Genomic DNA, 25,497 nt, shown 5'->3' with positions numbered 1-25,497 from the left:
CGGCTCCTGTGCGACGTGCGGTCCATCGGCGACACGGTGCCTCCTCGAGTGCGGGAGCGAAACCCTACTCGACGGTCGGCAACTCCCCGTCGCCAGCCCTCCCCACCGGCCTTGACCTCCCGAAACGACCTCGTGCGATGCTGGGGCACGCCGAGAGGCACCGAGAGAGCGACGGGGAGTACGGGCATCACGATGGCAGCGGTACGACGGACAGCGAAGGGCATCTGGGACCGTTTCTCGGCGTCCGACCCCGGGCTCCTGCGGCTCATGGCGGGACTGCGCACGGTCGGGGCGATCCTCCTCGCGCTCGCCGTGCTCGCGCCGCTCGGCACGTCGGTGACCCACCTCGTCGCGGGCGCGATGACCGCGATGGTCTCCACGTTCGCGATCCAGGAGAAGGAAGTGCGGGGCCAGGCGATCACCCTGGCGCTCGGCCTGCCGGTCGCCCTTGCGGCCATGTCGCTGGGGGCGCTGCTCAACTCCCGAGTGGTGGGCGGGGACGTCTTCTTCATCCTCCTGATCTTCGGTGCCGTCTACTGCCGCAGGTTCGGCGACCGCGGCACCGCACTCGGACTCATCGGCTTCCAGGTCTACTTCGTCTCGCTCTTCGTCGGCGCGTCCGCGTCCGCGCTGCCCGGGCTCTACCTGACCCTGACCGTCGCCTTCGCGTGCAGCGCGGTCGTGCGGTTCGCCGTGGTGCCGGAGACGCCCGAACGCACCCTGGCGCGGCTGCGCGAGGCGTTCCGTGCCCGGCTCGCCCAGCTCATCGCCCACCAGATCGAACTCCTCGACACGGACAGCGGATCCGCCGAAGCCCCGGAGAAGGTCCTGGACGACCTGCGGCGCAGCACCGCCCGGCTGCACGAGGCCGCGCTGATGATCCAGGGCCGCCTTGAGGAGGGCACCCGCGACGCGGCAGCGGCGGCGCTGCTGCAACGCAGGGTGGCCGACGCGGAGATCGCCGCGGAGCGCCTCGGCGTCCTGCTCCTCAACGCCCGCAGCGCGGAACGCGTGGAGACGCTCACCCTGCACCTGCCGAGCGCCCCCGTCGCGCTCTCGCGGCGCGGCCGGATCGGACCGGACGCGGGCACCGCCCTGCGCAGGGATCTGCGGGCCCTGCACCTGCTCGTGGTGCGCCTGGTGCCCGACGACAGGGGCACGGCGCTCCCGTACGTACGTAACAGGCTGCTCGGCTACCGCGAGGAGCAGGGCCTGCCCCAGGGCTCCCCGGCGGTCCAGGACTGCTTCCGCGCGATCGGCGAGGCGGCGCGCGCCATTCTGGGCCTGCGTCTCGCGGTCGACGGGGCGCGGGACGAGGAGTACGACAGCCCGGAAGCCATGCGGTCCCGTGAGGAGTTCGAGGCGGAGGAGATCTCGATCTCCGGTGAGGCCGCGGAGGCGGAGGAGGAGCAGACCGGGCTGCGGCGGCCCACCACCCGGGCGGCCGTGCAGGTCTCGGTCGGCTCGGCGCTGGCCATCGTCGGCGGCGAGTTCCTGTCCACGCAGCGGTGGTACTGGGCGGTGCTGACCTGCTGGGTGGTGTTCCTCAACACCGCGTCCACGGGCGAGATCATGGTCAAGGGCTACCGCCGTCTGCTCGGCACGGTGCTCGGCGTGGTGGCCGGTGTGGCGCTGGCCGGTGCCGTCGGCAACCACACCTGGGCCGCGTTCGCCCTCGTCGTGCTCTGCGTCTTCGGCATGTTCTTCACCGCGCCCCTCTCGTACGCGATGATGTCGTTCTTCGTCACGGCGATGCTGGGCCTGCTCTACACCCTGCTCAACACCTACAGCCTCGACGTCCTGGTGCTGCGGATCGAGGAGACGGCGCTGGGTGCGGCCTGCGGGATCATCGCGGCGGTCCTGGTGCTTCCGGTGCGGACCTCGCACCGGACCGACGAGGAGCTCGGCACGGTCCTCGCACGGCTGCGGGACGTCGTGTCGGCAGCGGTGTCCCAGCTGAGCGGTGGGCCCGCGGTCGACCTCGTGGACCTGGCGCGCGACTTGGACACCGCGCTCGACGATCTGCGCAGCTCCACGAAGCCGTTGACCCATCCGATCGCGCCGCTGCGGGCCCGCAGGCAGACGGCCCGCTACATCGTGGCGCTCCTGGAGACCTGCGCCTATCACGCGCGTTCCCTGGCGGCGACGGCCGAGTTGGTGCCCTCCAGCAAGAGCGTCGCGGCCGACGCGCGCCTCGCGCTCGCCGGGCGGCGGATCACGCACAACATCGACCTGATCGCGGCGCAGGTGCGCGACGAGGAGCCCGACGGGGTCATCGAGTCCGGGTCCAGCATCGCCTCGATGCTGGACAGCGGCCGCCACGAGGTGCTGCGGACCGGCTCGGTGGCGTTCCGCGTGCTGCGGCACCTGCAGCGGCTCGACGAAGGGATCGTCGGCCTGGCCCGGCCCCTCGGGGTACCGCTCGCGGCGCCCGATGAGGGCGGCTCCGCGTCAGCCTCGCAACGCCGACACTCCGCCAATGGGTGAATAAGTTTCGGATTCCGGGCATTGCCGGATGTACTGGGCCCTGCCCTTTCTGGCAACTGACGTTCCGTACTGGAGTGACATGCGTACCCGTAATCTCCCCCTCGCCCTGAGCCTCGCCGCCGCCGCGCTGGCCGGCAGCGCCGGAAGCGCCGCCGCCATCGGCGACGACACCGGCACCACGTCGCTCAGCGGCAACGGCGCCGAGCAGGCGTTCGGCAACAGCGCCACCCAGGGGGACCTCAGCCCGCAGGCGAGCCTGGTCGACGGCTCGCTGAACAAGCTCTGCGCCGGCATTCCCGTGAAGGCGAACGTGGGCTCCCTGGTCGGGGTCGTGCCGATCGCCGTCCAGGACATCCCGGTCCTCTCGGCGCCGCAGAACCAGCAGTGTGTCGAGAACTCGACGCAGGCCAAGGGCGACGAGCCGCTGTCGCACCTCGTCAGCGACATCCCGGCCCTGTCGGGCAACGGCGTGAACAACCACTGACTCGTCTGAGTCATGGCGCGATGCGGGCCGGATGGCATGCGGCCCGCATCGCGTTTTCCGCCTCGCTCGCGGCGCGGGCGCCAGGCCGCCTCTTCCGCGTCACTCCCCGCGCAGCTCCTCGACCACCTCGCGCAGCACCGGTTCCGGGACCTCCGGCAGCACCATCGCGAAGGCCAGCACGAACTTGCCCAGCAGGAACGTGGTGTCCGGCGTTCTGCGCACGATCTCCTGGACGGACGTGACGTCCTGCGCCGCGATGGCCTCCAGCAGCCGTGCCGCGTCAGGACCCGCGCCCTCCTCGGTGAGCACGGACCGGTCGCCCGGGTCGGCCCGGCGCGCCATGTGCCGCAGCACCCGGTCCCCCGCCTCGGGCAGATACGCCTTGCGCACACCTTCGTTGGCGATCCAGCACAGCGCCGAGATCAGATCGGTGGTCGGCTCGTCGGCGCCGAACTCCTCGACCAGGGTGTCGTACGCGAGTTGGTTCCCGTGCCGGAACGCCAGCAGCAGACGCGCCGCCCTCTCCTTGGCATCGGCCACCTGCCCCTCGGACACCCCGGCCCGAACGCCCGATTCCTGCTTGTTTACGCCCATCTGACAAATGGTAACGATCAACGCGCAGGACTCTTCAGGACCCCACACCCCGGGGCGTGGAAGCCGACGCACCCAGGCGCCGGACAATCGCGTCGGCGGTCTCGTCGGGTGTCAGCCCGGCGTTGTCCAACCACCATCCCGCGTCACCCAGTTCGTCCAGCATGGTGCGGCGCAGCGGACCGAAGTCGATGCCGACGCGCTGGCGCGGGGCGCGCTCGGCGTCACGTCGGTGGCACACGTCGAGCGGCGGCGCCAGGACCACGAAGAGGACCGGCAGCGGGCTCAGCTCGGCCAGCATGAAGTCCAGCGCCGCCCGGTCGGCGACGACGGTGTCGACGACCGGGACGAACCCCTCGTCCGCGAAGTTGCGCGCGAGGGCGCAGATGTTGCGGGCGCAGAGCCGCGCTTGCCGGTCCGCCTCGGGTCCGGGGCTGCTCACCGGGCCCGCCCTGCCGCTGACGACCATGTACGAGAGGGCGTCGCCGTCGATGCGGGCCGCGTGCGGGTACCGCTCGGCCACGAGCTGTGAGGCCGTCGACTTCCCTGCCGCCGGTACGCCGGTGATGATCACGCACCCCGGCGTCTCCGCCCGGGGACTCGCACCGTTCACGTCGCTCCCTTTCGGCGGCCCGGCGGGCATTGTGCAGCGAACCGGACTCGCGGCGCATCCGGTTTTCCCGTCAGACGGTCACCCCACGAACCTCAGCGTCGTCTCCCGCGAGGCGTTCCCCTGCGCGTCCACCGCACGCACCTTCGCCACGTAGCGTGCACCCTTCTTCAGGGCGGGCAGCGGGATGTCCAGGGAGTTGGGGCGCGGCATGAAGTAGTACTCGGACAGGACCTTCGACGAGAGCAGCTTCGTGCCGGTCGCCGTGTTCTCGACGTCGACGCGGTAGTGGTGCACCATCTGGTCGTCGCGCGCCTGCTGGACACGCAGGGCCCGGCCGCGTTCGACGACGGCGAGCGGGCGGCGGCCCGTGAACCTGGGGGCGGTCGTGTTGCGTCGGGCGTCGGTGTAGGTGAAGGCGTCCTTGATCTGCTGCGGGCTGTTCCCCTTGAGGCGTACGGTCCACGTCGGTCCGCTGAGCGTGCCCGCGCTGGCGTACGGGGGCTGCCAGTCGGCGGACCACTTGCCTCCGGTGTAGATGTCGTGCTTGTCGGCAGCCATGTTGACGCGCGCGATCTCCGTGCGGTCGCGGTACACCTCGACGAACAGGGCCTGCGCGGTCGGCGCCTCGAAGCGGTCCGCCAGGCCCGTCTCCGTGATCGCCTGGTAGCCGTGGTCCATCTCGACGTACGACATCGAGCCGTCGTTGACGGCGGTGAAGTCCCGCTGGTGGACGGAGCGCTCGTCGTTGATGTTCAGGTGGGAGTGGCCGGAGAAGTAGATCACCTGCGGGTGGGCGCTGAGGTCCTTGGTGAGCTGGGGGTTGGCGGCCTGCTGGCCGTCCATCGCGGTGCCGGGGGCGGGGCGGTGGCCCTGTACGAGGATCGGCGTGCGGGCGTTCGCCGGGGCCGCGGTGATCTCGGCGAGCCGCTTCTTGAGCCAGGCGCGCTGTGCGGGATCCGAGTCGTACGTCTCCGTGTTCACGGTGAACAGGTGCAGGCCCCGCACCGTCGACTCGTAGTAGCCGCCGCCCGAGTCGGGGAACCAGGCGCGCGGGTAGTGGGCGCGGATGTCGGCGAGGCTCGCGTCGTGGTTGCCGTTGGAGAGCAGGACCTGTGTGTCGTCCATGCCCTTGCGCTTGAGGTTGGCGCGGAAGATCTCGGAGACGATGCGGTGGTCGGCGCCGCGGCCGTCGCCGTTGTCGTTGATCATGTCGCCGTTGGAGAGGATCGCGTCGGGCTCGGGGAAGACCGACCCGATGGTGTCGAAGAAGCTCTCGTACTTCTTGTCGTTCTTCTCGTGGTCCCCGATGTGCACGTCGGACATGACGACGAGCCGCGCGAGGGGCTTCTCCCTGCTCTTGACGAGATATCCGGCCGATACCGGGATGCTCGCCCGGCCGCCACGGAACGCGACGGCGGTGACGTTGGTGTCCTTCGTGAGGCGCAGCGGACGGCCCGGCACGAAGGCGCGGTCCGCGCGCGTGGGTGTGGTGCCGTCCAGGCTGTAGCGGACCGTGGTGCCGCGCGCGGCCCGCAGGGTCAGGGAGACGGGGCGTTCGTAGCGGCCGCCGGGGCTGCTGAAGGTGGGCGGTGCGGGGGTGGCGTGTGCCGGGCTGGACGGGGCGGGGCTGGCCGCCGCCCCGCCCGTCGGGGCGGTCGCGTGGGCGGCGGCCGGGAGCAGCAGCGCCAGGGACGCCGCGGTGATCACGAAGGGGGTACGTCTCACGGGGATCCGGATCCTTGCCTATGGCCGGGCCTACGGTGCGTGCCGCCCGGCATGAACTCCCGTGACGCTAGATGGCATTGGTGAGGTAACGAGGCCAGACCAGTTACCGTCCGGTGACTCACCAGTGAACCGCAGCCTCCGCGGCGGTCGCCCACGTCAGACGGGACGGGCCCGCTGCCAGACGTGCCCCGACAGCCCCTCCCCCGCCAGCCACTCCCGCAGCTCCGCGACGTCGTCCCGGTCGAGGAACCCGGGGCCGACGGTCGTCCGCAACTGGTGCGCCACCCCGGACTCCCGCAGGAGACGGAGGCTGCGCAGGACGGGAGCGGCGCTGTTCCGGGCGCCGGTGACGCGGTCGTACGTGTCCGGTGCCGCCTTGACGTCGAACCCCACCCAGTCGACGAGCCCGTCCGCCAGGAGCTCGGCGAAGCGGCGGGGAAAGGCTCCGCCCGTGTGCAGGCCGACTCCGAACCCGAGCCCGCGCGCCTCCCGCATCGCCCACGCGAGCCCGGCCTGCAGCAGTGGCTCGCCGCCGGAGAAGACGACCCCGTCCAACAGCCCCTCGCGTCGGGCGAGATGGGCGGCCACCTCCCGCCACTCGACAGCCGCCCGCCCGCGCGGGTCGAGCAGGCCGGGGTTGTGGCAGTAGCCGCAGCGCCAGGGGCAGCCCTGGCAGAACACGGTGGTGACCAGACGCCCTGGCCAGTCGCAGCTCGACAGGGGCACCCACCCACCGATCCGTATCACGCGACCGCTTCCCGGAAGGGCACACGTTCGGCGTGCTCGCCCTTCTTGCCGATGTTGAAGGAGGACACGGGCCGGTGGTAGCCCATGACCCGCGTCCACACCTCGCAGGCGCCCTCGCACGTCGGGCAGGTGGTGTGCTCGCCCGCCAGATAGCCGTGCCGCGGACAGATCGAGAAGGTCGGGGTCACGGTCAGATAGGGCAGGGAGAAGCGTTCCAGGGAGCGCCGCACGAGCTTGCGGCAGGCCTCGGCATCGGAGATCCGCTCGGGCATGTAGAGGTGCAGGACGGTGCCGCCGGTGTACTTGGTCTGCAGTTCGTCCTGCATCTCCAGGGCCAGGAACGGGTCGTCGGTCCATCCGACGGGCAGCTGCGAGGAGTTGGTGTAGTAGGGCCGGTCGTCCGTGCCGGCCTGCAGGATGCCAGGGAAGCGGCGCCTGTCCTCCTTGGCGAACCGGTAGGTCGTTCCCTCGGCCGGGGTGGCCTCCAGGTTGTAGAGGTGGCCCGTCCGCTCCTGGAACTCCACCATCCGCTCCCGTACGTGCGTGAGCAGCCGGACGGCGAGGGCGTGCCCTTCGGGGGTGGTGATGTCGTGGGCGTCATGCGTGAAGTTCCGGATCATTTCGTTGATCCCGTTCACGCCGATCGTCGAGAAGTGGTTGCGCAGGGTTCCGAGGTAGCGCTTGGTGTACGGGTAGAGGCCGCCGTCGATCAGGTCCTGGACGGTGACGCGCTTGATCTCCAGGCTGTCCCTGGCGAGCCCGAGCAGCCGGTCGAGGGCGCGGAAGAGGCCGCGCTCGTCGTCGGCGTGCAGGTGGCCGAGCCGGGCGCAGTTGAGGGTGACGACGCCCAGCGAGCCGGTCTGCTCGGCGCTGCCGAACAATCCGTTGCCGCGCTTGAGCAGTTCGGTGAGGTCCAGCTGGAGGCGGCAGCACATCGAGCGGATCTGGTGCGGTGCGAGATCGGAGTTGATGAAGTTCTGGAAGTACGGCAGCCCGTACTTCGCGGTCATGGCGAACAGCCGCTCGGCGTTCTCGCTCTCCCAGGGGAAGTCGGCGGTGATGTTGTAGGTGGGGATGGGGAAGGTGAACACCCGCCCCGTCGCGTCCCCGGCCGTCATCACGTCGATGTACGCGCGGTTGATCAGGTCCATCTCGGCCTGGAGCTCCCCGTACGTGAAGTCCGCCTCCCGCCCGCCGATGACCGGCACCTGGTCCCGCAGGTCCGGCGGGCACGTCCAGTCGAAGGTGAGGTTGGTGAACGGCGTCTGGGTGCCCCAGCGGGACGGGACGTTGAGGTTGTGCACCAGCTCCTGCACGTGTTGGTGGACCTCCGCGTACGACAGGGAGTCCTGGCGTACGAAAGGGGCCATGTAGGTGTCGAAGGAGCTGAACGCCTGGGCGCCCGCCCATTCGTTCTGCAGGGTGCCGAGGAAGTTGACGATCTGGCCGACGGCGGAGGAGAAGTGCCGGGGCGGCGCGGAGTCGACCCGCCCCGGCACTCCGTTGAAGCCCTCGGTCAGCAGGGTGCGCAGCGACCAGCCCGCGCAGTAGCCGGACAGCATGTCCAGGTCGTGGATGTGGAGGTCGCCCTCCCGGTGCGCGCGGCCCACCGCCTCGGGATACACCTGGTCGAGCCAGTAGTTGGCGACGACCTTCCCTGCGGTGTTGAGGATCAGTCCGCCCAGCGAATAGCCCTGGTTCGCGTTGGCGTTCACCCGCCAGTCGCTGCGGTCGAGATATTCGGTCACCGAGTCCACGGCGTCGATCTGCGTCACGTCGGCCCTCCCACGAGGCAGTACGGAAAGGAGTCCCGCCGCGCCGATGTGCGCGGGGGCGGTCGGCAGGTATCGGGCTCGGGCCGCTGTGCGGCCGCTCACCGTTGCGGGGCAGCCCCGGAATCGCACCGGGTTCCCAGTTGCCTCGGCGGACGCCCGTGAGCGCCCGCCGAACCGACTGCCGAAACACTACATCTGGTGTCATGGGCGACATGCCGGGCACAACATCTTGGGTGACGTTCGGCCCTGAGGCAGTGACTTTGGGCCCACGGCTCTGGGCCCGCCCCGCCCCTAGAGGCGGCAGCTGATCTCCATCCCGTCCTCCACGGGGAATGTGACGCTCTGGTAGCCGTTCCGGGAGTCGCGGACGTAGTCGAGGTAGGGCGCGAGGTCCGCCAGGTCGACGTCGTCGGCGATGACGAGGGTGCCGGGCGCGAGGCGTGGTTCGAGGAGTCGCAGGACGGGCAGGCACAGGTCCTTCCAGCCGTCGAGGAGGACGAAGTCCGCGGAGCCGTCGACTGCGGCGAGGGTCTCGCGGGCGTCCCCTTCGAGGACGGTGATCAGGTCGTCGAGGCCCGTCTCGGTGAACGTCCGGCGGGCGGCCGCGGCCTTGGCGGCACTCAGTTCCGTACTGATCACCCGCCCCGTCCCGTTGTCGCGCACCGCTGCGGCGAGATGGAGCGTCGAGATGCCGAAGGACGTGCCGAACTCGACGACGGTGGCGGGACGGGTGGCCCTGATCAGGTTGTAGAGGAGGCGGCCGCCCTGAGCGGAAATCGGCATGTACACCTCCGCCTTGGCGTCGGCCTGCTCCTGCGGGCCGAGGGGCGCGGAACCCTGGGGCCACGCCGCCCGGATCCGCCTGCTGGTCTCCTCGTCCCGCTCGGCGTGCCGGAACATCCGGTCGAGGGCGGAGACGACGCGGGGATCTTCGAGGGTGTTGGTGGGTGTCATGGAGCCTAGGCTAGACGCACCGTTGCGTAGCGCCTAGAGGTTCTGGCCTACTCTGACCCCAGGAGGCAGACATGGGACGAGGAAGTACGGCCGCCGCGGCGGCCGGGCCGGAACCGGCGGCACGCCACCACGGCAACAGGCACGGCCGCAGCGAACAGGCCCGGCAGGCAGTGCTTGAGGCGGCCGACGACCTCTTGGTCGAGAAGGGCTTCACCGGCGTCACCATCGAGGGCATCGCCGCCCGGGCGGGTGTCGCCAAGCAGACCGTCTACCGCTGGTGGAAGACCAAGACCGACGTCCTCCTGGACGCCTTCCTCCAGGACGCGGCCGAGGCCCTGGTCCCGCCGGACCACGGCGACCTGGCCCCGGACCTCCGCGCCCACCTGCGCCAACTGGCCCTGTTCCTCACCCGGTCCGACGCGGGCGCCGTCTTCAAGGCCCTCATCGGGCACGCCCAGCACGATCCCGCGTTCGCCGCCGCCCTGCGGTCCGGGTACCTCGACGAACAGCGCCGACGCGACCGGCTCCCGCTGGAACGCGCGGTGGAACGCGGCCAGCTCGCCGCCGGGCTCGACATGGCTGCGGAGATCGACCAGCTCGTGGGGCCGGTCTACCACCGTGTCCTGGTGACGGCGGAACCCGTCGACCAGGCTTTCACCGACCGCCTCGTCGAGGCGTTCCTGCACCGCGCGGACGCAGGGGAGATGGGGAGCAGATGACTCTGAAGGAAGGCCAGCGGGTGGTCCTTGCGGAGGACACCCGGCTGAGCGATTCGGCCGAGGTGGCGGGCGTCGTCGTCGGGTTCCTGTCCCTGGCGGCGGGCACCGGCGGGACCGTCGAGCAGGTGGTCGGCCACCAGGACGAGAGCGACGACGTGCGCGAGTACGAGCGGCTCAAGTCGCTGCTCGACTCCTTCGGGCGCGAGATGCCCACGGAGAGCAGGAGGCAGCTCGAAGAGAAGGTCGGCTCCCTGGAACCCGCGTGGACCGCCTTCCAGGAACGGGGGCCGCGCGTGAGCGTGCGGGTCCGCTTCGACAACGGATTCATCCTCGACGGGGCCCACGAGGACGTCTTCGTCCCTGCCTGAGGGCGCGTCGGGTCAGCTCCAGGCCTGGCGTTCCTGGCCGTGCGGGTCGTCGATCTGCTGCCACTCCGCGTCGATGCGCATCGTGGCCCTGCGCTCGGTGTCGTACGGATCCCAGCCGGGGTCGCCGGTAGTGGCGAACCGGATCCAGGTCTGGTGCATGCGGTCCGCGAGATCCGCCGGGGGCTTGTCCGGGCCGAGCAGGGCGGCGGGGCCGTGCAGTTGCGGCAGATGCGTGAGATCGAAGACGAAGGGCAGCTCGACCGCGTGCGTGGCGCCGAGTTCTCCGTCCAGGGCGTGCGAACGCCAGGCGAACTCGTAGGCGAAGGTCGCGGAGCCGGGGTGGGCGGCGTGGGCGGCGGCCAGGGCGCGGGTGCCCGCGCCGAACAGCGCGTCGCCCATGACGGCGGAGCGCAGTTCGCCGAACGACGCCTCGGGACGTGTCCTGCGGTACGTCTCCACGAGCCGCGTCGGGTTCGGGTGCGAGCGCGCCGCCGTGTCGTCCAGGTCCTTGGCCGTGGAGGTGGCGTATTTGTCCACGGGGACCAGGTAGAGGCGGCCCTCTTCGGTGTTGGTGCCGATGAGCAGGTCGACGTCGGAGCCGTGTCCGGTGGCGACGGCTTCGGCGGGCTGGATGTCCAGGACGAGGCTGAAGAGGCTGAGGCCGATCAGCGGGTCGTGGTGGGTGGCGGTCCGCAGGTCGATGCCCGCGAGCCTGGTGGCCGCCGCCACCAGTCGTTCGTCGGAGATGTCCGCGAAGGCGTCCACGTGCGGCTCGACGCCCAGGACCCCGGCGGCCGCGGAGGTAACACGGGCAGCCTGCTCGGGGCTGAACGCGCCCAGGCCGCTGCCGCTCTGCACGATCGCCCTGCGGAACAGTCCGGCGGCCTCGGGGGCGGCGAGGACGCCGCCGACGATGGTGGCACCGGCCGACTGGCCGAAGAGCGTGACGTTGCCCGGGTCACCGCCGAAGCCCCCGATGTTCTCCTGGACCCAGCGCAGCGCGCCGACGACGTCGAGCAGGCCGCGGTTGGCGGAGGCCCCGGGCAGATCGAGGAAACCGGCGATGCCGAGCCGGTAGTTGAGCGTGACGAGGACGACGCCGTCACGGGCGAAGGCCGACCCGTCGTACAGCGCGGACCGCGTCGAACCGGCGACGAATCCGCCGCCGTGCACGAACACCATGACCGGCAGGTCGCTCCGCGCGGCGGCGGGCGTCCGGACGTCGACGGTGAGGTAGTCCTCTCCACGGCTCCAGCCGGTGCCGAAGTAGGGGGCCAAGTCGATGCTGCCGAGCTTGCGCTCGGACTGCGGCGCGTTGGGTCCGCGGACCGTGGCGTCCCGTAGGCCCGCCCAGGGCTCGTGCGGCCGGGGCGGGGCGAACCGGTCGGCTCCGCGGGGCGGGGCGGCGTACGGGATGTTCAGGAAGGCGGCAGTGCCGTCCTGTCGGCGCAGGCCGCGGACGGCTCCCTGCGCGGTGGTCACGACGGGTTCGGGATGGTGGTTCATTTCTTGTGCCTTTCCGCGGGCTTCAGCGCTGTTCGGTGTACGGGGCGAAGGGCGCCCAGCCCTTGATGGCGAAGGTGCTGCCGTCGCGTACGACTTCGGTGGCGCCGTGGCCGCCCAGGTGGGCCGGGATCACGAGGGCGCTGTTGTCGGCGGCCCAGCCCAACACCTTGCGGCGGGTGGCGCGGGCTTCGGCGGGGTTCTCGCAGAAGCAGCTGTTGGCGTCCGGCTCCAGGATCTGAACCGGGCTGTGCAGCATGTCGCCGACGAACACCGCACGGTCCGTGCCGGAGGTGAGGGTCAGCACCGAGGAGCCGGGGGTGTGCCCGGGAGCCGTGTCCAGGCGCAGGTTCGCGTCGATCCGGTGGCTGTTCTCCCACAAGCGGGTCAGGCCTGCCCGGTGGACGGGGGCCACGCTGTCCTCGAAGACGTTCTGGTTGCCGCGGCCGAGGAGCGGCTGATGGCCGTTCTCGGGGTTCCAGAAGTCGAAGTCGTCCTTGGGCATCAGGTAGGTGGCGTTGGGGAACGTGGGGACCCACTGTCGGCCGTCCAGGCGGGTGTTCCAGCCGACGTGGTCGACGTGGAGGTGCGTGTTGATCACGACGTCCACGTCCTCGGGCCGGACTCCGGCCCGGGCGAGATCGGCCAGGAAACCCGTTTCGAGGTGGCTCCAGACCGGGGCGTAGGGGCGCTCCTTGTGGTTGCCCACGCCGGTGTCGACGAGGATCGTCCTGCCCTCGCTGCGCAGCAGCCAGGTCTGGATCGCGGAGTTCACGGTGTTGGACTCGGGATCCAGGAAATGCGGGGCCAGCCATGGGCCACCTTCTTCCCAGACTTCCTTCGAGCTTTCCGGGAAGAAGATTTCGGGCGTCATGTCGACGGAGCCGAAGTACTCCCGTACTCGGGTGATGGACACATCGCCGAGGGTGATCTCGTTTTCAGTGGTGGCAGTGGTGGCCGTGTTGGCAGTGGTCAAGGCGGTCTCCTGGGTGAGGGCGAGGTACCGGGTTCGGTGCCTCCGACTTCATCGGGGACGCGGGCGCGGAGCCAGCCCCGCCCTTGCCTATCCACAGCTGGGTCAGGCTCCGTGCCGCGAGGCGGCCCATACTCGGGACCATGGACGGAAAGACGCAGCTCGGAGACTTCCTGCAGACGCGGCGCTCCCAGCTGCGCCCGGCGGACATCGGGGTACCCACCTACGGAGAGCGCCGACGTGTACCGGGGCTTCGGCGCGAGGAGCTGGCACTGCTGGCGGGGGTGAGCACCTCCTACTACACGCGGCTGGAGCAGGGGCAGTCGCTGAGCGCGTCGCCCGAAGTGCTCGACGCGATCGCCGGGGCGCTGCGGCTGGACGATTCCGAGCGGCGGTACCTGCACGACGTGGCCCGGGTCGACCGGCGGCGCACCCGGGGCCGCCGTCCGGCGCCGGAACGGGTGCCGGAGGCGACACGTCAGTTCCTGGACGTGCTCGGCGACGCTCCCGCGATCGTGCTGGGCCGACGCACCGACGTGCTGGCCTGGAACCGGACGGGCCATGCGCTGTTCGCCGGGCATCTGGACTTCGACGCCCCCGACCTTCCGGCGCGGCGTCCCAACATGGCCCGGCTGGTGTTCCTCGACGGCCATGTCCGTGACCTGTACGCGGACTGGCCGAGCAAGGCCAGGGCCGTGGTCGGCAATCTGCGCGTGGTGGCGGCCCAGCACCCGGAGGACGCGTCGCTCCATGCGCTCCTGGGTGAGCTGTCCGCGAAGAGCACCGAGTTCGCCTCGATGTGGGCCGACCACCGGGTCAAGGCCTGCACCGGCGCCGACTACGAGATGCGTCATCCGCTGGTCGGGCCGCTGACCGTCATCCAGCAGAGCATGACCAGCGGGCAAGGCCCGGTCGTCGTGGTCGCCACCACGGAGGCGGGCTCGCCCTCGCGGGCCGCTCTCGCCCTGCTCGCCCAGGCCACCGGCGACGGTGCCGCGCAGGCCGATGCCCGCCCGCTGCCCGCACCCAATTCGGTTGCTCCCGACCCGCGCCGCTGACAAGGTCACGGTCATGCGCACCTTCACTGCTCCCGACGGAACCGAGCTCGCCTATCACCTCATCAGGGACGGCGGAGAGGGCGACGCGAGCAGCCTCGACGTGCCTCCGGTGGTGTGTCTGCCCGGCGGCCCGATGCAGGCCTCCGCATACCTCGGTGATCTCGGGGGCCTTGCCGCGCGGCGGCCGCTGCTCATGCTGGATCTCCGCGGAACCGGTGACTCCGCGGTGCCGGAGGACCGCTCCTCGTACCGCTGCGACCGGCTCGTGGACGACGTGGAGGCCCTGCGCGTGCACCTGGGTCTTGAGGTGCTTGATCTGCTGGCGCACTCCGGCGGCACCAACCTCGCGGTGCTCTACGCGGCCCGCCACCCGGAGCGCGTCGGCAGGCTGGCGCTGATCACGCCGAGCGTCATGGCCGTCGGCATCCCGGTCGACGGCTCCGCACGACGGGAGGCGGCGCTCCTGCGCAGGGACGAGCCGTGGTTCCCCACGGCCTTCGCCGCCTTGGAGGCGATCGTGGGCGGCGGGGCCACCGCCGAGGCCTTCCAGGCCATCGCGCCCTTCGCGTACGGCCGCTGGGACGCGGAGGCACGGGCCCACCGGGCCGCCGAGGACGGGCAGCGCAACGACGAGGCGGCCGCGGCCTTCGGTGCCGAGGGTGCCTACGACCCGGAGGCCACGCGTGCCGCGCTCGCGAAGTTCGGGGCGCCCGTCCTGGTGCTCGCAGGGCAGGCCGACCTGAACTCTCCGCCGCCCGCGATGACCGAGCTCGCCGGGCTGTTCCCGGACGTCGAGCTCGTGGTGCAGCCCGGTGCCGGGCACTTCCCCTGGCTGCACGACCCGGCCGCGTTCGCGGCGTCCACCGGGGCGTTCCTCACCTGACGGGCCGGATGTCGGGCACGGCCCCGGCGCCGCGGGAGGAACATCCCCCGCGGCGCCGTGCGCGCGTCACCAGATACGGACGCGCTCCGACCTGTCGAGCCACAGCCCGTCGCCCTCCACCGTGCCGAACGCCTCGTGGAACTCGTCCAGGTTGCGGACGATGTTGGCGCGGAACTCCGGCGGCGAGTGCGGGTCGATCGTGAGGTACTGCTGCTCCTGCTCCTTGCGGCGCTTGGCACGCCAGCAGTACGCCCAGTTCATGAAGAGCCGCTGCGAACCGGTCGTGCCGTCGCTCTCGGGCATCGCCGCCCCGTCGAGGGCGATGAGGTAGGCGGTGTGCCCGATGGTCAGGCCGCCCAGGTCGCCGATGTTCTCGCCGACGGTGAGCGAGCCGTTGACGAACTCGCCGGGGAGGTTGCGGGGCGAGAAGGCGTCGTACTGCTTGACGAGCGCCTTCGACTTCCCCTCGAACGCCGTCTTGTCGGCGGCGGTCCACCAGTCGTTGAGGTTGCCCGCGCCGTCGTACTGCGCGCCCTGGTCGTCGAAGCCGTGGCCGATCTCGTGGCCGATGACCGCGCCGATGCCGCCGTAGTTCTCCGCCGGGTCGGCGTCGGGCGAGAAGAACGGCTTCTGCAGGATGCCCGCGGGGAAGCAGATCTCGTTGGTGCCCGGGTTGTAGTACGCGTTGACCGTCTGCGGCAGCATGAACCACTCGTCGCGGTCGACCGGCGCACCGATCTTCGCCAGCTCGCGGGCGGACTCGAAGGCGGACGCCGCCTGGGCGTTGCCGAGGAGGTCGTCGGCCGAGACCTGGAGCGCGGAGTAGTCGCGGAAGGTGTCGGGGTAGCCGATCTTGGGGCGGAAGGTGGCGAGCTTCTCGTACGCCCGTTCCTTCGTCTCGTCGGTCATCCAGTCGAGGCGGGCGATCGACTGGCGGTAGGCCTCGAGGAGGTTGGCGACGAGGTCGTCCATCTTCGCCTTGGACGCCGGCGGGAAGTGCCGCGCGACGTACTGCTTGCCGACGGCCTCACCGATGGAGCCCTCGACGAACGCGACCGCGCGCTTCCAGCGGGCACGCATCTCCGGGGTGCCGTTGAGGGTGCGGCCGTAGAACTCGAAGTTGTTCCGCACGAACTCGTCCGACAGGTACGGCGCGCAGGAGCGCAGCACGCGCGTCAGCAGCCAGTCGCGCCACTGCTCGATCGGCACCTCGGCGAGGACCGTGGAGAGGTGGGCGAGGTAGGACGGCTGGCGGACGCAGGTCTCCGCGATGGTGGTGTCCGAGCCGCCGAGCGCGGCGGCGTAGCCACGCCAGTCGAACTCGGGTGCCAGCGCGGTGAGTTCGTCCAGGGTGGTGAGGTTGTAGGTCTTCAGCACGTCGCGGGTCTCGGCCCGCTCCCAGTGGCCCTCGGCGAGCTTCGTCTCCAGCGCGAGGACGGTCCGGGCGGCGGCCGCCGGGTCCGCGTGCTTGCCGAGGGTGAGGAGTTCGGTGAGGTAGGTGACGTACTTCTCGCGGATCTCGGCGAACTTCTCCTCGCGGTAGTACGACTCGTCGGGCAGGCCGAGACCGCCCTGGAGGATGTTGAAGAGGTAGCGGTCCGAGTCGCGGTCGTCGGAGTCGACGTACGCGCCGAAGAGGCCGGAGCCGCCGATCCGCTCGAAGCGGCCGATGAAGGCCGCGAGCTCCCGGGTGTCCCGCAGGCCCGCGACCTCGTCGATCAAGGGCTTGGCGGGGGCCAGACCGCGGGCGGCGATGGTCTCCTCGTCCATGAAGGAGGCGTACAGCGCGGCGATCTTCCGGGCGTCCTCGGAGACGGCGCCCGGGTCGGCCGACACCTCCGCGGCCAGCTCCTGGATGATCGTCTTGACCTGTTCTTCCGCGGTGTCGGCCAGCTGTACGAAGGGCCCCCAGCTGGAGCGGTCCTCAGGGATCTTCTCGGTGTCCAGCCAGACTCCGTTGACATGACCGAAGAGGTCGTCCTGCGGGCGGATCTCGGGGTTCATGCCCGGGCGGGCGTCATCCAGAATGCTCATCCAGGCAGCCTATCGAGGGGGCGGCCCGGTACGACGGGCTGCGGGGGCCGTTCGGCGAGGAGCGAACAACGGACTGCTTCCGGGCGGCCGACCGGCACGCCAACTCGCGCGCAAAACATCTCAATAGGAGCGATAAAGTATCGCGTCAACGTCCGTATGCCTGTGACACTCAGGAGCACATCTGTGACCGTAGCCATCGTCCCGCCCCAGGAGAACGCAGCTTCCTCCGAGGCTACCGCCGACGCGGCCGCGCTGGTGGCCGAGGACGCCCGCGACTTCGGGGCCTACGCGCGCACCGGCGGCTGGGCCTTCGGCCTCAAGGTGGCCCGCAGCGTGCGGCCCGGCGGGCAGAGCGCCGGTGAGACGCCGAAGATCTCCGCCAAGGAGTTCGCGGAGCTGGCCGGCTGCTCGGCCGACCGCGTCATGCGCTACTACAAGGCCTGGGACAAGGCCGCCGACGACGGGATGGTGCCCCACTTCGAGGCGCTCTCCCCCGGCATGGACGTCGAACTCCCGGACGCCGACATCTGGTTGTCGTACTACTCCGCCCGCTCCAGCGCCCTCAGCCAGCGCGGCGAGGCGATCTCCGAGGCGGCCGAGGCCGAGGGCATCCGTCCCACCAAGGCCCTGGAGGTCGCGGAGAACCCCACCGCGCTGCGCGCCGCGATCCTGGCCGACCCCGGCACCGCGGAGGCGGCGCGCAAGGCCCTGATGGACCGCCTGGACGAGGACCCGGCGCTGCGCACCGAGCTGGTCCGCGACATCGTCCGCACCGACGACCTCAAGAAGGCCGTGGCGGCCGAGGCCAAGGCGGGCGACCGCGTCGAGTACGTCCGCCAGATCGTGGAGAAGGGCCAGGTCAAGACGCCCGCGGGGCAGATGATCGACGCGTCCGCCGAGCTGCGCGAGGAGGCCGAGCGCCATCTGTCCCTGATCGACGAGCTGGACGACGGCGAGGAGTCGGGCGAGTGGGCGCGCGAGGCGTACGACACCGTGCGCGACCTGGTGGCGCAGACCGTGCAGAGCGACCCCGAGCTGCGGGTGCAGGAGCGGCGCGCGAAGTTCTACAGCAGCCTGCAGAAGGCCACGAAGGTCTTCGAGGAGCTGACGTTCGACGATGTAGAGGACATCGACGACATCTATGAGGACGACATGATGAAGCGCCTCGAAGACCTCCAGCAGGCCATCGGCGCGTGCATCACGGCGCTCCAGACGGCGACCGTACGTCCCGAGACTGATCACGACCCCCGGTCGTAGCACTCAGGTCGTACGCAATGACCCGTACCGGGAGGGATTCGCCCACCCGGGCCCGGCTCGTAGCTTCTTGATCACGTCAGTTTGCCGACCGATCGAGAGGCCTCGGATCCATGTACGTCAAGGCATTCGCCCCGGAGTACCAGGGTGAGCTGGGCTCGGAGCTGAGCGTGAACTCCTCGTACGAGGATGTGCGCGCGTCGGCAGGACGGGCGCTCTCCCGGGCGGACGGCCCGGGAGAGCGGGCGCGGGCCGCGCTGGCGCTCGCGGAGGCGAGCAGGCGGCTCGGCCGGGTCGACGACGCGGGCGCCGCCTGGCGGCAGAGCTACCGCAGCGCCCGCGTCGCGAGGGACGAGGGGGCCATGGCCTGGGCGCTGTGGAGCGGCGGCACCCTCGCGCGGCAGTGCGGGGCGCTGCCGCTCGCCCGGCGGCTGCTCGCCCACTCCGTGGAGCTGGCCGCGCACAGCGGTGACCATCTCGCGCACGGGTACGCGCTCGCGGGCCTCGCCGAGACCGGGCGCATCCAGGGGGACTACGCGGCCGTCGCCGCGCTCCACGAGGAACTGCTGGAGCAGGGGCGGGCGCGCGGCGAGGCCCGGCACATGGTGTGGGCGATGACCGGGATAGCGCAGATGCACCGCAACCGCGGCGATCACGCCAAGGCCCTTGAGCTGTTCGAGGAGTCGGTCGGGATCGCCACCGAGGCGGACGACGCGCGGGGGCGCGCCTGGTCGCTGCGGGGCGTGGCGGACGTGGTGTCCCTGCAGGGCGATCCGGACCGGGCCCTCGGCCTGCTCTCCGAGGCCGAGGACGTGTGCCGGTCCATGGACCTGGCGAGCGCGCTCGCCTACAACCACAAGATGCGCGGCAACGTCCTGTACCGCGCCGGGCGTTACGCGGCGGCCCGGGAGACGTACGCGATCGCCCTCGACGAGTTCACCGCGATGCACGAGCCGCGCGGCACCGCGCTCTCCCGGCTCGGCCTGGCCAAGTGCCGGGCGCGGCTCGGGCGCGCCCGGGAGGCGACGCTCGCCGAACTGGCCGTGCTGGAGGAGGACTTCGACCGCATGGGGCTGCGGCACGCCCGCGACATGGTCGTCGCCTTCCGCGCCGAGTCGGCGCCCGCCGTCAGGGCGTGAGCGTGATGCGGACCCCGACCGTGCCCTTGAGGCCGCGGCGGAGCCTGCTGCCGAACAGCGTGAGGAAGCCGGGCACCCCGTACTTGTGCAGGATGAGGGTGCGGTAGCGGGCGGTGGCTTCGGGCGAGCAGACCTCAGCGGTGGCGAGCACTTGCTCGCCGGTCGGCTTGCCGCGGCGGTCGCAGGGGCCGACCATGACGTCCGCGCGCCTGCGGATCCGCTTCACCTTCCACGATTCGCCGGGCGTCCAGATGCCGAGGGCGCCGTCGTCCTCGACGACCCATACGGGGGTCGGGACCAGGGTGCCGTCTTTCCGGTAGCTGCTGACCAGCAAGTACTTTCCGGAGCTGAGCCGCGTCAGCAGGGTGTCGACCATGCCGAGAGTCTAGGGCGCCCCGCACCCACACCTCGTAACTCCTTATATTGGTTACATGGACCAGTCCCCGCCGCCCCTGCCCTCCGGGACCTCCGGCATCGTGCTGCGCTCCTACAGCGGGTCCACGTTCCGCTTCGACCCCGGCGCGCTCTGCCTGGAGCTGCTCCCCACCGGTGGCCCCGGCGAGTTCCGGCGGTACGAGGTACTGCACGCGCCCGGCGACCTGACCGCCTGGGCCGAGCGGTCACGGCTGACGCCGCCCCCGGTCCTGGAAGTGTCCGACACCGAGGTGGCGGACGCCCGGCGGCTGCGCGACGCGCTGTTCCGCGTGACGACCGCGCGGGCGCACGACGAGCCCGCCGCCCCTGCCGACATCGACACCGTCAACGCGGCGGCCGCCCACGCTCCGCTGGTCCCCGCCGTCGGACCGGGCGGCGAGCGCGCCTGGGCAGGGACCGCGGACGGCACCCGGCTGCTCGCCACCGTGGCGCGTGATGCCGTGGAGCTGCTGACCGGACCGTTCGCGCACCGCATCCGCACGTGCTCGGCAGAGGACTGCGCCCTGATCTACGTCGACACCTCGCGCCCCGGCCGCCGTCGCTGGTGCTCGATGGAGCACTGCGGCAACCGCCACAAGGTACGGACGCTGCGGGCGCGCCGCTCCTAGGAGGGCTGAGACGGCTGAGGAACACGTCCGGATGGCATGACTCCGGTGGCTCCCGCACGGCCACCGGCCGCAAGGGCGGCAAGGCCGGGACGTACGAGGACCCAGCTGATCGACGTGCTGCACCACCACTGACGGTTCAGCGGGTCTGCGGAACGGCCGCACGTTCCTTGAGGTGGTGGATCAGGGCGATGAGCACGTCGCGGCTCGACTCCTTCTCGCGGGCGTCGCACGCGATGATGGGGATGTCCGGGGAGATGTCCAGGGCCTCGCGTATCTCCTCGAAAGGATGCTCCTTGGAGTCAGGGAAGACGTTCAGCGCGATGACGAAGGGGACGTCCTGCCGCTCCATCTCCTCGATGGCCCGGAAGCTGGAGGCCAGTCGGCGCGTGTCGACCAGGACGACCGCGCCGAGGGCGCCCTTGAACAGTCCGTTCCACAGGAACCAGAACCGTTCCTGTCCTGGGGTGCCGAACAGGTAGAGCACCAGCTGCTCGTTCAGCCCGATGCGGCCGAAGTCCAGACTGACCGTGGTCTCCTGCTTGTCCGCGACACCGACCAGGTCGTCCACGTCGATACTGGCCCGGGTCAGGGTCTCCTCGGTGGTGAGCGGCTTGATGTCGCTCACCGAGGCGACCATGGTCGTCTTTCCGGTGCCGAAGCCCCCGGCGATCATCACCTTGACCGAGCGGCTTCCGGCGGGCAGGGCCCCGGCCGACGACGGGCGGCCGGGACGGTCAAAGCCTTCGAAGTCCACTGAGAACCTCCTCCAGGAGCGCGACGTCCGGCCCGTGGCCGGACGGGGAAGTAGCCGGGATGGGGTCGCGGGTCTCCACCCGGCCCGCGTCCAGCAGGTCGGTCACCAGCACCGCGAGGATGTTGAACGGCAGTCCGAGATGGGCGCAGAGCTCGGCGACGGACAGCGGATCGCGGCACCGGCGCACGATCTCCTCGTGCTCGTGCTGCAGGCCCTCGTCGGGCGCCGCGCGGACGGCACGGCTGATGACGAGAGTGGCCACGTCGAGCCCCGCGGCCGCCCCGCCCGGTCCGCTGCGGCCACCCGTGACGACGTAGTAGCGCTCCAGACCGGCCGGGTCCGTGGGCCGCTGGGGGCCACTCATCCAGGCTGCTCGTCCCCGCGCGCGGTGGTGCCGAGCAGCTCACCCATCCGGCGGGCCAGGTCCCTCATCTGGTGCCCGAGCAGTCCCTGGTCGAGACCCTCCTTGGCGAGGACCCCGAGATACGTCTCCACGCCGGCCCGCACCACGAAGAGGTGCCCGCCGTCGACCTCGATCATCGCCAGCCGCAGCTGACCGCTGTACTTGGGGAACTGCGCGGCGACGGGCTGGGCGAGCGCCTGCAGACCCGCGACGACGGCGGCGAACCGGTCCACGTCGTCCGGGTCCTCGGCCCCGAACGACGTGATGGCCTTGCCGTCGCTGGAGGCCACCAGCGCGAAGCGGATCTCCGGGATGGACTCGGTCAGGTCACGGAGCGCCCAGCTCACGTCGGTCTCGTGCTGTGTCATCGCTGGTCGCTCTCTTCGGTGCGGGGCTCTTCGGTGCGGGGCTCTTCGGTCTCTCGTCCGGCGGTGGCGAAGGCGGCCAGGCCGGTGAAGGACGCGTCCGGCGGCACGACGGACGGGGCCGGGGCTGCCGCGGGTGCCGCCTTACCGGCCGCTTCGGACACGTCGGCGCGCGGTCTGCCGCTCCGGCGGCGCTTCGGCAGGCCGCCCGCCGTGGTCTCCGGCTCGGGCTCGGCGGCGGTCGGCGCAGGGGCGGGGGCGGGAGTCGTGGCCTCGGGAGTCGCAGGCGGTCGCGGTGCCGTCTGCGTCCTGGTGTGGGCGGCCGGGACCGGGGCCGGGGGCCGTGCGGGTGCCACGCCCGCCGGGAGCCTGCTGAAGTACTTGTGCGGGACGACCACGACGACGGACGTGCCGAGCCAGGGCGAATCCGCGAAGGTGACCCGGATGCCGTACTTCCGGCCGAGGGTGCCCACGACGCGCAGGCCGAGGTGCGCGTTCTCCGCGAGGCCGCCGAGGCCGGGGCCCTCGCCGACGCCTTCGAGGGACTCGATCGCCTGCTTCTTCTTCTCGTCGCTCAGGCCCTTGCCCGCGTCCTGGATCTCGATGCCCACGCCGTTCGGCACCTCCTTGCCCGACACGATCACGGGCTCGGTGGGCGGCGAGTAGCGGGCCGCGTTGTCCAGGAGGTGCGCGAAGATCAGCGTGAGGTGGTCCACCAGGCCGCCGTCGACGCCGAGTTCGGGCAGCTGGCGGACCTGCACGCGGTCGAAGTCCTTGATGCGGCCGATGCCGCCGCGGACCACACCGAGCAGGCGCTGCGGCTCCTGCCACTGCCTGCCGGGCCGGTCGGTCCCGCCGAGGACGCCGATGCTGGCGGCCAGGCAGTCGGCGGGGCCGATCGCCTGGTCGAGCTCCATCAGTCCCTGGGCGACGGCGGGCGAGCGGCCGTGCTCGCCCTGCATCTCGTGGAGACGGCCGCGGATCTTGCCGGTGAGGACGTGCAGTCGGCTGCCGATGCTGATGACGGCCTGCTCGGCGGAGGTGCTGCGGTTGAACTCCTCCTCGACGGCGATGAGGCCTGATCGCAGGACCTTGCGCAGTTCGAGCCGGAACTCGGGAGACACATCCGTCTCCTGCGCCAACTGCGGAAGCACGTCGTCGATGGCCTCGCCGGAGCGCAGTCCCTTCAGCGCCTTGGGGAGGAATTCGTCACCCAGGCGGACGAGCAGTTCGTGCTGGCGGTCGACGCGCCACTCCGAGGCCTTGGCCTCGTCGATGAGACGGGCCTCCAGGGCCGCGCGGTCGGTCGCGTACTGGTGCTCCAGGGAGGCCACGTGGTGCTGCCACTGGCGTGAGTGGCTGAGCTGGTCCACCTGGACCTGCTCGGTGGTGCGGCGCAACTCGTCTCTCGCGCGCAGCAGGAGCCGTACACAGCAGGCCGCGGCCGCGGTGACACCAAGTCCCGCGAGAACCAGGGGTATTCGGGCCTCATCGGGGCCGGTCACCGCGGCGGCGATCGTGCTTGCGCCTAAGCCGGACGGCAACAGCCACCAGGCGCGCCAGACCCCGGACTCCTGGGCCGCCGCCGGTGGTGGAGTGGCAAGTTCCATCTGCATCCTCAAACCAACGCGATCGAACGGGAGACAACCACAAACAAAAGGCCGCACAGGGCGGCATCGCGACACCGGTGACCGTTCGGACCTCGTCAACACGGCGCGCCACGAGGGAGCTTATAGGGTTCGAGGGGATGTGGATCAACAACTCCCAGATCTCCGTCGCCCCCGTGCTCCCTGGGGGCAGGGGGCAGGAGAACACCGCCGGAAAGGTCGCCCATGAGCCGTCGGGACGCGGAAGCGGGCGGACTGCGCCCGGTCGACCTGGCGCGTGCGGCCGGTGTCTCCCCGCAGCAGATCCGCAACTACGCCGACGCGGGCATCCTGCCGCCCGCCCCGCGCTCCCCCGCCGGGTACCGCAGGTTCGACGCACACCACCGGCAGGCCCTGCTCGCCTACCGGGCGCTGGTCCGCGGCCACGGTTCGGGCGCGGCCCGGGCGGTGCTTCGGGCGGTCCACGCGGGTGAGGTGCCGCGGGCGCTCGCGCTCATCGATGCCGGGCATGCCCTCCTGCACGAGCAGCGGAGCTCCTTGCGGACGACGGGCGAGGCTTTGGAGGCCGTGGCGGAGGACGGGCCGACCGCTCCCACCCTGCCGCGCTCACGGCTGCGCGTGGGAGAGGTGGCGGCCCATCTGGGCGTGCGCGCCTCGGCCCTGCGGGTCTGGGAGGCCGCCGGGCTCCTGACCCCGTCCCGCGACCCGGCCACGCACTACCGCTCCTACCTGCCCGCCGACGTACGCGACGCACGCATCGTCCACATGCTGCGGCAGAGCCACTATCTCCTGCCACAGATCCGCCCGGTCCTGGACGACCTGCGCCGCAGCGGCAGCGTCGGCGCGCTCCGCACGGCCCTGGCGCAGCGGGAGGCCGCGCTGGACCAGCGGGCACGGGCCATGCTGGAGGGCGCGGCCCACCTGCACCGCTACCTCTCGGACCTGTCCCCGGCCTCGGCAGGCGCGTCGTCAGGGCCCGCCTCGCGCGGACCGTACAGCGCGGACGGGGCACCCGAGGCCAGCGCCCAGTAGCGGTCGCCGTACGACCAATGCCACCACTCCGTCGGGTAGTTGACCAGGCCCGCACCCGTCAGTGCGGCACCGAGGATCGTGCGGTGGGCGCGCGCCTCGGCGCCGATGTTCGCCGCTTCGGTGTAGCAGGCGCCCGCGCTCTCCTCCGGGTCGGCGTTCATCCGGGTGCCCAGGTCGAGCTCGCGCCCTTCGGCGTCGGCGAGTGTCAGGTCGACGGCCGCGCCCGCGCTGTGCGGGGCGATGTCAGGCGGGGAGACGTAGCGGCTGGCCGCCGCGTGGATCTCGGCGGCGGGCCGGTGCGGGTGGAGGGCGCGCAGCTGGTCCACGTACTCCTCGAAGTAGTGCCGCTGCAGCGACGGCGGCCGGTAGCCCTCGACGAAGAGCAGCCGCAGCCCCTCCGGGAGCAGTTCATCGGCGCGCAGGAGGCGCCGCAGGACGCCCTCGCGCAGCAGCGCGAACGCGGCCTCGGGCCCCGCCTGCTGCCGCGCGTCGACCAGCAGGCCCGTGCCGTACTCCCCGCCCCTTGCCGTCCGTACGTCGACGAGGCGCTCCCCGCACTCGCGCACGGGGACGGCGGCGACCCGCGGGTCCGCCATCAGAATGATCTCTCCGGGCGGTCCCGCGACTGCCGATCGAGCCGTCATGCCGCGTCCCACAAGGACACCTCGACCACCGCGTCCACGGGCAACGGCCCGTAGATGTGCGGGAACTCCACGCCGCCGGGCCGCGGAGCCTCGAAGCGCACCGGCGCGGTGAGCCGCTCGCTGTCGATGGCGAGGACCACCAGGTCGTCGGGGCCTTCGTAGCCCCCGTAGAGGAACTCGGCCACGCCTGACAGCTGCTCGGGCAGCGAGCAGTGGATGAAGCCCACTTCGCTCAGCGTCTTGCCGCGGGTCGACATCTCGTACGCCCCGGCTTCCCTTGCGGCGTCCCACAGGGCGCGCTCGGTGATGTGCAGCAGTCGTGTCATGGATCAACGGTACGCG

Annotated in this window: 26 protein-coding genes and 1 riboswitch; of the genes, 10 read left to right on the top strand and 16 right to left on the bottom strand. The window is 71.3% G+C overall.

The annotated features are described in order from the left end of the window. The first annotated feature begins 192 nt into the window (after window positions 1–192). Window positions 193–2,487 (top strand): FUSC family protein, encoded by a 2,295-nt coding sequence (locus ABZV77_RS15115; RefSeq protein ID WP_356255741.1) that lies wholly within the window; start codon window positions 193–195, stop codon window positions 2,485–2,487. 79 nt (window positions 2,488–2,566) lie between these two features. Further along, window positions 2,567–2,971 carry a rodlin gene (locus ABZV77_RS15110; RefSeq protein WP_356255738.1) on the top strand — a complete coding sequence of 135 codons (405 nt, stop codon included), beginning with the start codon at window positions 2,567–2,569 and terminating at the stop codon, window positions 2,969–2,971. A 99-nt stretch (window positions 2,972–3,070) separates the two neighbouring features. Here ABZV77_RS15110 and ABZV77_RS15105 read toward each other — a convergent pair whose 3' ends face one another. From ABZV77_RS15105 to ABZV77_RS15080, 6 genes are all read right to left on the bottom strand, one after another. Beyond that, window positions 3,071–3,565 carry a hypothetical protein gene (locus ABZV77_RS15105; RefSeq protein ID WP_356255735.1) on the bottom strand — a complete coding sequence of 165 codons (495 nt, stop codon included), beginning with the start codon at window positions 3,563–3,565 and terminating at the stop codon, window positions 3,071–3,073. A 34-nt stretch (window positions 3,566–3,599) separates the two neighbouring features. Further along, window positions 3,600–4,175, bottom strand: a complete 576-nt coding sequence (locus ABZV77_RS15100; RefSeq protein ID WP_356255732.1) for an AAA family ATPase — start codon at window positions 4,173–4,175, stop codon at window positions 3,600–3,602. Between the two features lie 78 nt (window positions 4,176–4,253). After that, the gene (locus ABZV77_RS15095) at window positions 4,254–5,900 is read right to left on the bottom strand and encodes a metallophosphoesterase (protein ID WP_356255729.1); all 1,647 of its coding nucleotides are present in this window, start codon (window positions 5,898–5,900) and stop codon (window positions 4,254–4,256) included. A gap of 156 nt (window positions 5,901–6,056) precedes the next feature. Beyond that, on the bottom strand, window positions 6,057–6,626 hold the full coding sequence (locus tag ABZV77_RS15090) for an anaerobic ribonucleoside-triphosphate reductase activating protein (RefSeq protein ID WP_356255726.1): 570 nt from the start codon (window positions 6,624–6,626) through the stop codon (window positions 6,057–6,059). Window positions 6,627–6,643: 17 nt separating this feature from the next. Then, the gene (locus ABZV77_RS15085) at window positions 6,644–8,422 is read right to left on the bottom strand and encodes a ribonucleoside triphosphate reductase (RefSeq protein ID WP_356255723.1); all 1,779 of its coding nucleotides are present in this window, start codon (window positions 8,420–8,422) and stop codon (window positions 6,644–6,646) included. A gap of 46 nt (window positions 8,423–8,468) precedes the next feature. Beyond that, window positions 8,469–8,616, bottom strand: a riboswitch (cobalamin riboswitch). Between the two features lie 97 nt (window positions 8,617–8,713). After that, the gene (locus ABZV77_RS15080; RefSeq protein ID WP_356255720.1) at window positions 8,714–9,376 is read right to left on the bottom strand and encodes a class I SAM-dependent methyltransferase; all 663 of its coding nucleotides are present in this window, start codon (window positions 9,374–9,376) and stop codon (window positions 8,714–8,716) included. A gap of 71 nt (window positions 9,377–9,447) precedes the next feature. Between ABZV77_RS15080 and ABZV77_RS15075 the strand changes: the two genes are divergently transcribed. Next, window positions 9,448–10,095 carry a TetR/AcrR family transcriptional regulator gene (locus ABZV77_RS15075; protein WP_356255717.1) on the top strand — a complete coding sequence of 216 codons (648 nt, stop codon included), beginning with the start codon at window positions 9,448–9,450 and terminating at the stop codon, window positions 10,093–10,095. After that, the gene (locus tag ABZV77_RS15070; RefSeq protein WP_356255714.1) at window positions 10,092–10,463 is read left to right on the top strand and encodes a hypothetical protein; all 372 of its coding nucleotides are present in this window, start codon (window positions 10,092–10,094) and stop codon (window positions 10,461–10,463) included. Before ABZV77_RS15075 ends, ABZV77_RS15070 begins: the two co-directional genes overlap by 4 nt. 12 nt (window positions 10,464–10,475) lie before the next feature. Here ABZV77_RS15070 and ABZV77_RS15065 read toward each other — a convergent pair whose 3' ends face one another. Both ABZV77_RS15065 and ABZV77_RS15060 read right to left on the bottom strand, forming a co-directional pair. Beyond that, window positions 10,476–11,969 (bottom strand): carboxylesterase family protein, encoded by a 1,494-nt coding sequence (locus tag ABZV77_RS15065; RefSeq protein WP_356255711.1) that lies wholly within the window; start codon window positions 11,967–11,969, stop codon window positions 10,476–10,478. A 22-nt stretch (window positions 11,970–11,991) separates the two neighbouring features. After that, window positions 11,992–12,942 carry an MBL fold metallo-hydrolase gene (locus ABZV77_RS15060; protein WP_356255708.1) on the bottom strand — a complete coding sequence of 317 codons (951 nt, stop codon included), beginning with the start codon at window positions 12,940–12,942 and terminating at the stop codon, window positions 11,992–11,994. Between the two features lie 140 nt (window positions 12,943–13,082). Between ABZV77_RS15060 and ABZV77_RS15055 the strand changes: the two genes are divergently transcribed. After that, on the top strand, window positions 13,083–13,997 hold the full coding sequence (locus ABZV77_RS15055; protein WP_356255705.1) for a helix-turn-helix transcriptional regulator: 915 nt from the start codon (window positions 13,083–13,085) through the stop codon (window positions 13,995–13,997). A gap of 13 nt (window positions 13,998–14,010) precedes the next feature. Further along, window positions 14,011–14,880: an alpha/beta hydrolase gene (locus ABZV77_RS15050; protein ID WP_356255702.1), complete on the top strand. Its 870-nt coding sequence runs from the start codon at window positions 14,011–14,013 to the stop codon at window positions 14,878–14,880. 66 nt (window positions 14,881–14,946) lie between these two features. Here ABZV77_RS15050 and ABZV77_RS15045 read toward each other — a convergent pair whose 3' ends face one another. After that, complete coding sequence (locus ABZV77_RS15045; RefSeq protein WP_356255700.1) at window positions 14,947–16,914, bottom strand: M13-type metalloendopeptidase; 1,968 nt, start codon at window positions 16,912–16,914, stop codon at window positions 14,947–14,949. Between the two features lie 183 nt (window positions 16,915–17,097). Here ABZV77_RS15045 and ABZV77_RS15040 point away from each other — a divergent pair, with 183 nt between their 5' ends. Continuing rightward, entirely contained in the window at window positions 17,098–18,171 is a 1,074-nt protein-coding gene (locus ABZV77_RS15040; protein ID WP_356255698.1) for a hypothetical protein, read from the top strand. 110 nt (window positions 18,172–18,281) lie between these two features. Further along, window positions 18,282–19,307, top strand: coding sequence for a tetratricopeptide repeat protein (locus tag ABZV77_RS15035; protein ID WP_356255695.1), 1,026 nt, complete (start codon window positions 18,282–18,284; stop codon window positions 19,305–19,307). On the opposite strand, the gene ABZV77_RS15030 is transcribed toward ABZV77_RS15035, so the two are convergent. Beyond that, the gene (locus tag ABZV77_RS15030) at window positions 19,297–19,683 is read right to left on the bottom strand and encodes a PPOX class F420-dependent oxidoreductase (protein ID WP_356255692.1); all 387 of its coding nucleotides are present in this window, start codon (window positions 19,681–19,683) and stop codon (window positions 19,297–19,299) included. The two genes, ABZV77_RS15035 and ABZV77_RS15030, sit on opposite strands and share 11 nt — an antisense overlap. A gap of 55 nt (window positions 19,684–19,738) precedes the next feature. Here ABZV77_RS15030 and ABZV77_RS15025 point away from each other — a divergent pair, with 55 nt between their 5' ends. Then, on the top strand, window positions 19,739–20,350 hold the full coding sequence (locus ABZV77_RS15025) for a CGNR zinc finger domain-containing protein (RefSeq protein ID WP_356255689.1): 612 nt from the start codon (window positions 19,739–19,741) through the stop codon (window positions 20,348–20,350). Between the two features lie 136 nt (window positions 20,351–20,486). Here ABZV77_RS15025 and ABZV77_RS15020 read toward each other — a convergent pair whose 3' ends face one another. The 4 genes from ABZV77_RS15020 to ABZV77_RS15005 are packed head-to-tail and all read right to left on the bottom strand — an operon-like array spanning window position 20,487 to window position 23,482. Further along, a complete protein-coding gene (locus ABZV77_RS15020) occupies window positions 20,487–21,104 on the bottom strand; it encodes an ATP/GTP-binding protein (RefSeq protein ID WP_356255686.1) in 618 nt (205 codons plus the stop codon). Beyond that, complete coding sequence (locus ABZV77_RS15015; protein ID WP_356255684.1) at window positions 21,085–21,468, bottom strand: DUF742 domain-containing protein; 384 nt, start codon at window positions 21,466–21,468, stop codon at window positions 21,085–21,087. Before ABZV77_RS15015 ends, ABZV77_RS15020 begins: the two co-directional genes overlap by 20 nt. Continuing rightward, window positions 21,465–21,875 carry a roadblock/LC7 domain-containing protein gene (locus tag ABZV77_RS15010; protein WP_356255681.1) on the bottom strand — a complete coding sequence of 137 codons (411 nt, stop codon included), beginning with the start codon at window positions 21,873–21,875 and terminating at the stop codon, window positions 21,465–21,467. Before ABZV77_RS15010 ends, ABZV77_RS15015 begins: the two co-directional genes overlap by 4 nt. Beyond that, window positions 21,872–23,482 (bottom strand): ATP-binding protein, encoded by a 1,611-nt coding sequence (locus tag ABZV77_RS15005; protein ID WP_356255678.1) that lies wholly within the window; start codon window positions 23,480–23,482, stop codon window positions 21,872–21,874. Before ABZV77_RS15005 ends, ABZV77_RS15010 begins: the two co-directional genes overlap by 4 nt. A 222-nt stretch (window positions 23,483–23,704) precedes the next feature. Between ABZV77_RS15005 and ABZV77_RS15000 the strand changes: the two genes are divergently transcribed. Then, complete coding sequence (locus tag ABZV77_RS15000; protein ID WP_356255676.1) at window positions 23,705–24,511, top strand: MerR family DNA-binding transcriptional regulator; 807 nt, start codon at window positions 23,705–23,707, stop codon at window positions 24,509–24,511. Here ABZV77_RS15000 and ABZV77_RS14995 read toward each other — a convergent pair. Together ABZV77_RS14995 and ABZV77_RS14990 are read right to left on the bottom strand one after the other, a co-directional pair. Further along, window positions 24,409–25,155 (bottom strand): M15 family metallopeptidase, encoded by a 747-nt coding sequence (locus tag ABZV77_RS14995; RefSeq protein ID WP_356255673.1) that lies wholly within the window; start codon window positions 25,153–25,155, stop codon window positions 24,409–24,411. The genes ABZV77_RS15000 and ABZV77_RS14995 overlap by 103 nt on opposite strands. Further along, window positions 25,152–25,481, bottom strand: a complete 330-nt coding sequence (locus ABZV77_RS14990) for a DUF952 domain-containing protein (protein ID WP_356255670.1) — start codon at window positions 25,479–25,481, stop codon at window positions 25,152–25,154. The genes ABZV77_RS14995 and ABZV77_RS14990 overlap by 4 nt, the downstream gene beginning before the upstream one ends. Window positions 25,482–25,497: the final 16 nt, after the last annotated feature.

The sequence above is a fragment of the Streptomyces sp. NPDC004732 genome (assembly GCF_040609235.1).
GTDB lineage: Bacteria > Actinomycetota > Actinomycetes > Streptomycetales > Streptomycetaceae > Streptomyces.
The sequence above is the reverse complement of the archived record's forward strand: the minus strand, read 5'-3'. Positions and strand labels throughout refer to the sequence as shown.

Excerpts from the sequence above, each read along its gene's own strand:
- ABZV77_RS15075 (WP_356255717.1), top strand. The coding sequence starts at position 9,448 with ATGGGACGAGGAAGTACGGCCGCCGCGGCGGCCGGGCCGGAACCGGCG.
- ABZV77_RS15000 (WP_356255676.1), top strand. The coding sequence starts at position 23,705 with ATGAGCCGTCGGGACGCGGAAGCGGGCGGACTGCGCCCGGTCGACCTG.
- ABZV77_RS15050 (WP_356255702.1), top strand. The coding sequence starts at position 14,011 with ATGCGCACCTTCACTGCTCCCGACGGAACCGAGCTCGCCTATCACCTC.
- ABZV77_RS15005 (WP_356255678.1), bottom strand. The coding sequence starts at position 23,482 with ATGGAACTTGCCACTCCACCACCGGCGGCGGCCCAGGAGTCCGGGGTC.
- ABZV77_RS15115 (WP_356255741.1), top strand. The coding sequence starts at position 193 with ATGGCAGCGGTACGACGGACAGCGAAGGGCATCTGGGACCGTTTCTCG.
- ABZV77_RS15015 (WP_356255684.1), bottom strand. The coding sequence starts at position 21,468 with ATGAGTGGCCCCCAGCGGCCCACGGACCCGGCCGGTCTGGAGCGCTAC.
- ABZV77_RS15035 (WP_356255695.1), top strand. The coding sequence starts at position 18,282 with ATGTACGTCAAGGCATTCGCCCCGGAGTACCAGGGTGAGCTGGGCTCG.
- ABZV77_RS15080 (WP_356255720.1), bottom strand. The coding sequence starts at position 9,376 with ATGACACCCACCAACACCCTCGAAGATCCCCGCGTCGTCTCCGCCCTC.
- ABZV77_RS15045 (WP_356255700.1), bottom strand. The coding sequence starts at position 16,914 with ATGAGCATTCTGGATGACGCCCGCCCGGGCATGAACCCCGAGATCCGC.
- ABZV77_RS14995 (WP_356255673.1), bottom strand. The coding sequence starts at position 25,155 with ATGACGGCTCGATCGGCAGTCGCGGGACCGCCCGGAGAGATCATTCTG.
- ABZV77_RS14990 (WP_356255670.1), bottom strand. The coding sequence starts at position 25,481 with ATGACACGACTGCTGCACATCACCGAGCGCGCCCTGTGGGACGCCGCA.
- ABZV77_RS15065 (WP_356255711.1), bottom strand. The coding sequence starts at position 11,969 with ATGAACCACCATCCCGAACCCGTCGTGACCACCGCGCAGGGAGCCGTC.
- ABZV77_RS15105 (WP_356255735.1), bottom strand. The coding sequence starts at position 3,565 with ATGGGCGTAAACAAGCAGGAATCGGGCGTTCGGGCCGGGGTGTCCGAG.
- ABZV77_RS15110 (WP_356255738.1), top strand. The coding sequence starts at position 2,567 with ATGCGTACCCGTAATCTCCCCCTCGCCCTGAGCCTCGCCGCCGCCGCG.
- ABZV77_RS15010 (WP_356255681.1), bottom strand. The coding sequence starts at position 21,875 with ATGACACAGCACGAGACCGACGTGAGCTGGGCGCTCCGTGACCTGACC.
- ABZV77_RS15055 (WP_356255705.1), top strand. The coding sequence starts at position 13,083 with ATGGACGGAAAGACGCAGCTCGGAGACTTCCTGCAGACGCGGCGCTCC.
- ABZV77_RS15070 (WP_356255714.1), top strand. The coding sequence starts at position 10,092 with ATGACTCTGAAGGAAGGCCAGCGGGTGGTCCTTGCGGAGGACACCCGG.
- ABZV77_RS15025 (WP_356255689.1), top strand. The coding sequence starts at position 19,739 with ATGGACCAGTCCCCGCCGCCCCTGCCCTCCGGGACCTCCGGCATCGTG.
- ABZV77_RS15030 (WP_356255692.1), bottom strand. The coding sequence starts at position 19,683 with ATGGTCGACACCCTGCTGACGCGGCTCAGCTCCGGAAAGTACTTGCTG.